Source organism: Corallococcus carmarthensis, assembly GCF_003611695.1.
Lineage (GTDB): Bacteria > Myxococcota > Myxococcia > Myxococcales > Myxococcaceae > Corallococcus > Corallococcus carmarthensis.
Genome location: NZ_RAWE01000319.1, coordinates 1 through 8,050, shown reverse-complemented (window position 1 = coordinate 8,050; position 8,050 = coordinate 1). Strand labels below are relative to the sequence as shown.

At 69.5% G+C, this 8,050-nt stretch carries 8 protein-coding genes; 1 reads left to right on the top strand and 7 read right to left on the bottom strand.

Annotation, left to right across the window (positions count from 1 at the left end; genetic code table 11):
* Nucleotides 1-83: 83 nt before the first annotated feature.
* From D7X32_RS41655 to D7X32_RS41625, 7 genes are all read right to left on the bottom strand, one after another.
* Nucleotides 84-2,696 (bottom strand): phage tail family protein, encoded by a 2,613-nt coding sequence (locus tag D7X32_RS41655; protein ID WP_120608062.1) that lies wholly within the window; start codon nt 2,694-2,696, stop codon nt 84-86.
* A 116-nt stretch (nt 2,697-2,812) separates the two neighbouring features.
* On the bottom strand, nt 2,813-3,940 hold the full coding sequence (locus tag D7X32_RS41650; protein WP_120608061.1) for a hypothetical protein: 1,128 nt from the start codon (nt 3,938-3,940) through the stop codon (nt 2,813-2,815).
* A 13-nt stretch (nt 3,941-3,953) separates the two neighbouring features.
* Nucleotides 3,954-4,514 (bottom strand): Uma2 family endonuclease, encoded by a 561-nt coding sequence (locus tag D7X32_RS41645; protein WP_120608060.1) that lies wholly within the window; start codon nt 4,512-4,514, stop codon nt 3,954-3,956.
* 127 nt (nt 4,515-4,641) lie between these two features.
* Complete coding sequence (locus D7X32_RS45805; protein WP_158625858.1) at nt 4,642-4,818, bottom strand: hypothetical protein; 177 nt, start codon at nt 4,816-4,818, stop codon at nt 4,642-4,644.
* Between the two features lie 122 nt (nt 4,819-4,940).
* A complete protein-coding gene (locus tag D7X32_RS41635; RefSeq protein WP_120608058.1) occupies nt 4,941-5,804 on the bottom strand; it encodes a tryptophan 2,3-dioxygenase in 864 nt (287 codons plus the stop codon).
* A 131-nt stretch (nt 5,805-5,935) separates the two neighbouring features.
* On the bottom strand, nt 5,936-6,460 hold the full coding sequence (locus D7X32_RS41630) for a cell wall protein (protein ID WP_120608057.1): 525 nt from the start codon (nt 6,458-6,460) through the stop codon (nt 5,936-5,938).
* 180 nt (nt 6,461-6,640) lie between these two features.
* Nucleotides 6,641-7,219, bottom strand: a complete 579-nt coding sequence (locus tag D7X32_RS41625; protein ID WP_244239471.1) for a hemerythrin domain-containing protein — start codon at nt 7,217-7,219, stop codon at nt 6,641-6,643.
* A gap of 93 nt (nt 7,220-7,312) precedes the next feature.
* On the opposite strand from D7X32_RS41625, the gene D7X32_RS41620 reads away from it, so the two are divergent.
* On the top strand, nt 7,313-8,035 hold the full coding sequence (locus D7X32_RS41620; RefSeq protein WP_120608056.1) for a lysophospholipid acyltransferase family protein: 723 nt from the start codon (nt 7,313-7,315) through the stop codon (nt 8,033-8,035).
* Nucleotides 8,036-8,050 lie beyond the last annotated feature (15 nt).

Genomic DNA, 8,050 nt, shown 5'->3' with positions numbered 1-8,050 from the left:
CAACGACCTCAAGCAGTCGCTCCCGGAGCACGCGTCCCCCACCCGACGGGACCCTCCTCCCTTCGGACGGTCCAGGGGGCGCCCTACCCCGCGCGGTGCTCCTGGCCCGCTTGCAGCAGCGCGTCGAGGGTGGACGCGTGCTCCGGGAGCGACTGCTTGAGGTCGTTGAGGATGCGGTCGAAGTCCTCCGGCGTCTGGGCCCAGCTCGCCTCGCGCGCCAGGTTCATCAGCACGACGAAGGTGCTGTTGGACGGGTCCTCGTTGCCCGCGCCCATGGTGGACAAGAGCGCGTAGGCTTCTTCGCCCTTGATGCCGTAGGCCTGGAGCATCTTCACCGTGGGGTCCAGGTACAGCCCGTTGTTCGTGCCCTCGGTCAAGAGCCACGGGAACTGCTGGGCCAGCTCCTGCACGTCCTCCGGCGGGATGCCCAGCTCCTGCGTGAGCTCCTGGATGCGCTCGGTGTCCGCGTCGCGCAGCGTCTGGCTGAGCGCGGGGTCGATGCCAATCGCCTCCAGGTACTTCTCGCGCGCGTCGTCCAGCTTGCCGGCCTCGATGAAGCCCGCCGTCAGCTCGCCGATGACGGTGATGGCCGCGCCAATGCCGTTGATGAGCAGGCCCGCGGGCGCGCCCGGAGTCAGCTCGATGGCGCTTCCCAACGCGCTCACCGCGTCGCCCAGCGCGGCGATGAGGTAGCCCGGGTTGTTGTCCTGGACGAACTGGTTGACGTGCAGCCCCAGCGACGCCGCGTTGGCCACCAGCCCCAGCGCCGGCGCGAGCTTCGCCGCGAAGGACGCGCCCTGCGCCACGTCCCCCGCGATGGACATGGACTGGAGGACGCTGGCGGTCAGCCGCGCGCCGCTCTCGCCCGCGCTCGCCAGGTTCTTCACCACGCCCAGGAAGTCGCCCTCCCGGCCCGCCTGGATGGCGCCCACCGCGCCGAAGGCGATGCCCGCCGCCGTCAGGCCCTTGAGGAGCGGGCTCGCCTTGTCCCACTTCCCCGCGAGCTGCTGGAGCCGGTCGAAGTTGCCCGCGCGCGCGAGCTTGATGGCCTCCAGGCCGTCCTTGATGTCGGAGAACGCGGAGGCCCCCGCCCCGCCCGCCTTCTTCAGCGGGTCCAGCAGCACCTCCAGCTGCGCGAGCGCCGAGTCCGGATCCTGCGTCGCCAGCAGCTGCGAGGCCGCGTTGGGGACGCCCGTCTCCAGGATCTTCTTGGAGAAGTCCTCGCCCCAGCCCGCGGCCACCTGGCCCATGGGGCTGGAGGGGTCCGCCAGGTACCTGGCGCCCAGCTCCACGGCCACGGCGGCGTGGGGCGAGGCCGCGAGCAGCTCCAGCCCCTTGCGCAGCACGGCCCCGTCCTGCTCGGGGTTCGCGTACGCGGCGGCCTCCAGGACCGCGGCGTTGTCCTTGACGGCCTGGGCGAGCTTCGCGCCCGCTGCCTCCAGCGTGTCGTAGACGCCCTTGTTCTCCGGGTCGTTGCGGAACGCTTCGATGTACGCCTGCTTCTGCTCGGGGGTGAGCGTGTCCCCCAGGCCCGCGAGCTGCTGGCCCAGCCATTCGTCCTTCTCGCGGGCCGCCTCCAGCGCGTCCTCGTACCCGGAGGTGGCGCCCTCCACCTCGGCGAGGGCCGCGTCCGCGCCCTCCGGCCGCTGGGCGGGCGTCACGTCCAGCGCCGCCAGCACGGGCTCCCAGACGTACGGCGAGGCCTGGCTCATGGCCTGGAGGTCGGCCTGGGTGAGCGTGCCCGCGTCCAGCGCCGCCTGGAGGCCCTTCGTGAGCGCCTGGCGCTGTTCCTCGGTGCCGCGGAACTCGCCATTGGTGTTGATGAAGAGCCCCTCCATGCCCGTGACCACGTTCTGCAGCACGCTGTCCGAACCGCCCTCGGCCATCAGGCCGATGAAGGCCGCCTGGAAGTCCGGATCGTTCGAGTGCTGCTGGAGCATCTCCGCCGCGAGGTAGGGCTGGCCCAGGTAATGCGCCTGCTGGAGCTGCGCGTAGCAGGCCTCCGCCTGTGCCACGGACTCGGGGTTCAGCTCGCGCGATTCGGTGGCCGCCGTGGCGGACACGTTGGCGCCCTCCACGGGCGCGTCCGCCACCAGCATCCGTTGCAGCGAGGGCGACACCTTCGCCTGGGCGAGCGCGGCCTGCCGCTCCGGGGAGCCCGGGGGCGTGGAGAAGATGCGCGCCGCCTGCGTCGCGGGCAGCGAGCCCACCTGCTGGTACTGCGGCTGCGCGCGCTGGTAGTCCGCCAGCGAGTCGTAGCTCTTCTGGCTGGCCGGGTCGAAGACGCGCTCACCCTGGCGCACCACCACGTGCCCCGTCTGTCCCTCCGCGCCGGGACGCGCGTCCTTCAGGAACACCAGCTCACTGCGCGCACGCAGCTGCGGGCTGGCCGTCTCCACCCAGTCCGCCGCGCGGTCCAGGCAGTTGACGCTGCCGTCCTGCGTGTCCTCGTTCAGCAGCGACGTCGCGGGCGCCGTGCCCGCGTCCAGCCGGGGCTTGCGCGCATCCACCTTCGGCGCGTCGAAGCCCGAGGCGCCCGGGGTGGCGTGCTTCACGGTGTTGGCGGCAGCCTTCGCCGCGGTCTCCGCCGCCTTGCGCGCTGCCTCCGCGGCCGCCTTCGCCGCGGCCTCCGCCGCCCTGCGCGCCGCTTCCGCCGCGTTGGAAGCCGTGGAGTTGCCCGAGCCGTTGACCGCCATGTGCCGCTCCCGCTGTCGAAGTGCGCCTCGAAGAGGAGGTATCGGAGGGACGGGCCCGGAAGTTCCGTCGCTTTCTCACTTCCTGGAAGAAAAGGAGAACCCGCTGGAAACCGCCGTCAGTGTTGGAACACGCGGCCGAAGGCGAGGACGATCTCCAGGATGATCAACGCGACGATCATCACCTCCAGGACGTGCGAGCGGTCGATGTCCACCTCGCCCTTGAGCAGGCCATAGGTCTGCGCGAGCAGCTGTTGCTTGCGGGTGACGGAGGCCTGCCACGCGGGGATGCGCAGGCGGCGCACCGCGCCCTCGTAGACCTTGGCCAGGTAGAAGTCGCCGATGATCTTCAGGCTGTTCTCCACCCGCTCCACGAACTCGTTGAGGTCCACGAGCGTGCCCAGCGTCTCGCGCGCGAGGTTGCGGTACGGGCTGCGGAACAGCGTGAGCCAGCCGGGCTTGCGCGCCTGCACCTCGTCGTGGATGCGCGCGATGTGCTTGTCCAACCGCTCGTCGTAGTAGCGGAACTCCAGCAGCTGCGCGTTGGCGATCTCCAACAGGTCCGGGATGTCGCGCGAGCCGGACGGCTCGTAGACGAACGCGCTGTTCCAGTCCACGACGACCAGGTCATGGGCGGTGTAGCTGAAGCGCACCTGGGTGACGGCCTCGCGCTCGCGCGGCGCGAGCGGCGCGGTGGTGCTCTCCCCCAACAACAGCCGCGCGATGTCCGCGCGCTGGAACAGCTCCTCCGCGGAGGGGTTGCCCTGGATGCGCTCGGCGAGGATGACGGTGTAGCTCTCGCTCTGGTCCCACAGGTGCGGCCCCTGCACGGCGGCGGAGATGGTGCGGCGCACGCCCTCCACCAGCTCCAGCGCCAGGTCCTCCAGCGCCTGGCTGTCATAGAGCTCGTCGGCGACGTGGGTGAGGGTCTCCCAGGTGGTGCCGGGCGTGACGGGGACGCGCAGGATGATGGACGCGGCGCCGTGGTCGAACAGGCGCGCGGTGGCGTCCACGGTGACGGGACCGCCGCGCAGGGCCAGCGGCCGGCGGCCCAGCTCATAGGCCACGGGCGGGTTGGGCAGTTGGATGTACTGGCTGTTCTCGCGCGACAGCTTCAACCGGCGCGAGTCCTCCGACAGCGCCTTGCGTGCGCGCTCCAGGTCGATCTCCTCCGCGATGTCGAACGTGCGGTAGCAGAGGATATGGGCCTGTTCGAAGAGCAGCGTCATTCCGGCGGGCGCGGACATGGTGCGCAGCAGCCTACTCCGCGATGTCCTCCCACAAGACGCGAAGTTCCAGCGCGAGCGCCTCGAATGGCTCCGCGTAGACGGTCTCCGCGTCCTGATGGGTCCCTACGAGGAGGTAGTGGGAGCCTTCCAGACGGAAGACCTCCAGGGTGTACTGGAGCGGGTCCACCAACCAGACGTGTTTGACTCCTTCGCGGGCGTAGACGGGCAGCTTCCGGAAGCGGTCCAACCGGGACGTGGACGGGGACAGCACCTCGCACAGCCAATCCGGCGCCAGGGTGATGCCCACGACGTTGGGCATCTTGGGCACTCGCTCCCGGCGCCAACCCGCGAGGTCCGGCACCAGGACGTCCTTGCCCAGGTGCAGCTCCGGCTCGAAGAGGAAGAGCCACCCTCCAGGCCCTCCACGCCCCCGTCCGAAAGGGTTGTTCAGCTCAGTGGCCAGCTGCAAGGACGCGGAGGCATGCGGCGACGCCGGCCGGGGGCTCGCGTACAGCTCCCCGTTCACGATCTCCCCCACCTGGTTCGAGGGGAGCGCTTCCAGGTCGGCGTAGGTGGCGGGCTTTCGGGTCATCTCTGGAACGAGCAACCTAGCAGGTAGGGACATGCCCGGACACTCTCATGCCCGTCTGACACGTGTACCCCGGCGGACGGGAGCCCCGGAAGGGCCCTCCGGCCTGAAACATTTCCGGATGTTTCACTCAGTCGCCGCCGCCCTCGGGCAGCTTGATGCCTATGCCACCCGGGCCCGGGCCATTATCTGGCAGATTGCCAATATGGCCAGGCGTGGGAATGGGGCGGTCTCCCGCCTGACGCTTGTTCTGCTGTTCGTCTTCCGGAAGCTGCGGTTCCTTCCGGGGGCTTTCGTGCTCACCCATGGGGGCTCCTTCGCGCGTTGAGAGGTTTTGACCTCTCCCAAGCTAGGGAGCCCGCGCACCGGCTGGCACCCCGCCCCTGCCGGTCCGCGGAGCATGCGGGGACACGAGCGGCGCGGCGCGACTCAGGTGCCCCGGGGCTTCGCGGGCGGCGCCAGCACCGTGCGCACGTCCCACAGCTCCGGGAAGAAGCGCAGGTCCAGCGCCTTGCGCAGGAAGCCCACGCCCGACGAGCCGCCCGTGCCCTGCTTGAAGCCGATGATGCGCATCACCGTCATCATGTGCCGGTAGCGCCAGAGCTGGAACCGCTCCTCGGTGTCCACCAGCTTCTCGCACATCTCATACGCATCCCAGTGCTTCTCGGTGTCCGAGTAGATGCGGCGGAACACCTCCATCACCTGAGGACTCTTCTCATACGGCTGACGCCAGTCGCGCTCCACGTGGCTTCTGGGAATGTCGTGGCCCATGCGCGACAGGTGGCGCAGGAATTCGTCGTAGATGCCCGGCGACTCCAGCAGGCGCTCCAGCTCCGCGTGCACGCCTGGCACGTGCTTGAAGGGCCCCAGCGCCGCGTCGTCCTTGTTGCCCAGCAGGAACTCCAGCGCCCGGTACTGGAAGCTCTGGAAGCCGGACGCGTGGCCCAGCGTGTCGCGGAACTCCAGGTACTCGTTGGGCGTGAGCGTCTCCAGCACGCTCCACTGCTCGAAGAGCATCCGCTGGATGTGCGCGACGCGCGCGAAGATCTTGAACGACGGCTCCAGCCGGTCCGCCTGGATGTAGCGGATGCAGGCGGACAGCTCGTGGATGAGCAGCTTCATCCACAGCTCGCTCGTCTGATGCTGGACGATGAACAGCAGCTCGTCGTGGTGAGGAGGCTGGGAGCGGGGCACCTGCGCGGACAGCAGCCGGTCCAGTTGCAGGTAATCGCCATACGTCGTCCGGCCCGCGAGGTCCGTGACGATTCCAGGCTCCAGGTCGCGTTTGTTCATGGCCCGGGCACTCATGCACACCATCCCCCTCGCGGCGCAAGCACATCCTCCGCGCGGTCAATCCAGCCACGTGCTTCCAGACGGAAGTACGGGGTCCACCACCTCTGCCCGGGCCGGGGCAACTGTACTGCTTAAGCGTTCTTCTGAGCGGCTTCCGCGAGCGCCTTGGAGGCAGCGCGGCCACGGGGCAGCTTGATGTCCTCCACGCTGTTGGGGTTGGCGTAGTCGGACCACTCGGAGGGACGGCGGTTGGTCTTCTCCAGCATGCGCAGCTTCTGGTAGTGCGCCGCGCAGTAGCCCTTGGTGCGGCTGGGCTTGCCGCAGCCCTTGATGGCGCACTCACGGGCGCCGCCTTCCGCCGCCGCCGGCTTGCGGCCCCGGCGCTTGCCACCCACCGCCGCCACCGGCGCGCTCACCGCGGCGCGGCCCGCCGGACGACCCACGGGACGACGGCCCGGCTTGCCCGCCGCGGGCGCGTTCGCGCCGAAGAGGGGGCCCACCACCTGCGCCAGGGGCGCCAGCCGCTCGGCCACGCTGCGCAGCGCATCCAGGTCCGCCGTGCCCGACTCCAGACGAGACACCACGTCACGCAGGGGCTTGAGCTGGACTTCAATCTCGTTGCGAATCATCTCGCGGAACGCCTTGTCAACTGACATTTCGAACAATCCTCGATTTAAGGGGGGAGCATTGCCTTGGCGTGAAGCTGCACGCCGGACTACCAATACCTTCCAGAAAGGCAATTGTCGAAGGAAGCGATAAAAAGTTGTGACGCCACTGCGTATCAGCAGGTGGGAAAGGCCCGGGAAATGGGGCTCGGCGGCGCTTTCGGGCGCTGCTCACGCATCCCAATGCAGGGGTTCCAACAACGCTCCGCGACTGGAGGCAGGGGGGTGTTGCGAGCGCTCCAGCAGTTCCTCGTACGTAAGTGCGAGGTCGTGTCCCAGTTCTTCCAATTCGTCCGCGTCCAGGGACGCGGACAGTCGTGGGAGCACCAGATGTTCCGTGGCTTGCACATGCGCCACGACCAGGTCTTCGAGGGTGAAGAGGCGCGCCTGCCACTCGACGCCGCGTGGCGTCAGCTCCTGCAATTCCTCCATCAGCTCGCGCAGGGTGAGGTGATCCTCCGCCTCCTCGCGGGCGCGGTTACGGCCCTCCACGCGCGTCAGCAGCGGCTGGACGCAGCGCTCCTCCAGGCGGGAGTGCAGCCGCAGGAGGCGGGAGAGGGCCTCCTGACCGTGCGCCAGCTCCTCCGCGTCTGTCTCCGAAGCCAGCCGCTCCAGCAGCTCCTCCAGCTCACGGTGTTGTTGCAGGAGGATGTCGAACGGGCCGGCCATGCACCCAAGCATCAGCACGGCCTCGGGGGCGGACAACCGCGCCGGGTCCACCGCCGTGAAAGGCAGCCTGCTGGCGTGCATGCCCTTTTCCGGTGACGGCGGCGGTGGAGCCCCTGCCCGGCTGCCTGGTCCCAGGGTGCCGGCCCGCGAGGGCGGCTGCATCTTGGCTCCACCGTGGAAAACCCATTCGCCCACGTCCGGCAGGCCGTCTTCCGTTTCGCGGAGCACGGCGCCGCCCTGTCCGCGCGCTATCACCGCGCGCGGCTGATGGGTGCTGAACACCTGCCCAGGCACGGGCCGCTGCTGCTCGTGGGCAACCACGGTGTCTGGGGATACGAGACCCCCGCCTTCTTCCACCTGCTACACCGGGCCACGGGGCGTTATCCGCTGGGGCTCGCGGAGCGGGGGTTCTTCAAGATTCCCCTCGTACGCACGGTGTTGCCCTGGCTGGGCGGCGTGGAGGGGACGCGGGAGAACGCGCTCCGGTCGCTCCAGGAGGGACAGCTCGTCGTCTGTTATCCGGGCGGCGCGCGGGAGACCTTCAAACGCAGCCAGGGCCGCTACCGCCTCCGGTGGGAGCGCACCCTGGGCTTCGTGCGGCTGGCCATGCAGGCCGGGGTGCCGGTGGTACCCTTCGCCGGTTTTGGGGTGGATGACACCTTCTTCTGGCCTCCGGACGAGGACCGCTGGTGTGTGCGCCTGGCCGCGGAGGATAAATACCGCATGCCCCTGGTGATGGGATTGGGGCCGCTTCCGCTGCCAGTCCAACTCACCTTCGCCGTGGGTGAACCCCATGAACCGCCACCGTCGGGTGCGTCGGAGTCGCGCGTGCGGGCCTTCCGCGACCGCGTGGCCGCCAGCGTCCGGCGCCTGCTGCTGAGGGCCTGCCATGCTTGACGCCGCCGCCCCCCC

Coding starts and splice junctions, on each gene's coding strand:
- D7X32_RS41650 (WP_120608061.1), bottom strand. CDS start 3,940: ATGTCCGCGCCCGCCGGAATGACGCTGCTCTTCGAACAGGCCCATATC.
- D7X32_RS41635 (WP_120608058.1), bottom strand. CDS start 5,804: ATGAACAAACGCGACCTGGAGCCTGGAATCGTCACGGACCTCGCGGGC.
- D7X32_RS45805 (WP_158625858.1), bottom strand. CDS start 4,818: ATGGGTGAGCACGAAAGCCCCCGGAAGGAACCGCAGCTTCCGGAAGAC.
- D7X32_RS41645 (WP_120608060.1), bottom strand. CDS start 4,514: ATGACCCGAAAGCCCGCCACCTACGCCGACCTGGAAGCGCTCCCCTCG.
- D7X32_RS41625 (WP_244239471.1), bottom strand. CDS start 7,219: ATGCACGCCAGCAGGCTGCCTTTCACGGCGGTGGACCCGGCGCGGTTG.
- D7X32_RS41630 (WP_120608057.1), bottom strand. CDS start 6,460: ATGTCAGTTGACAAGGCGTTCCGCGAGATGATTCGCAACGAGATTGAA.
- D7X32_RS41655 (WP_120608062.1), bottom strand. CDS start 2,696: ATGGCGGTCAACGGCTCGGGCAACTCCACGGCTTCCAACGCGGCGGAA.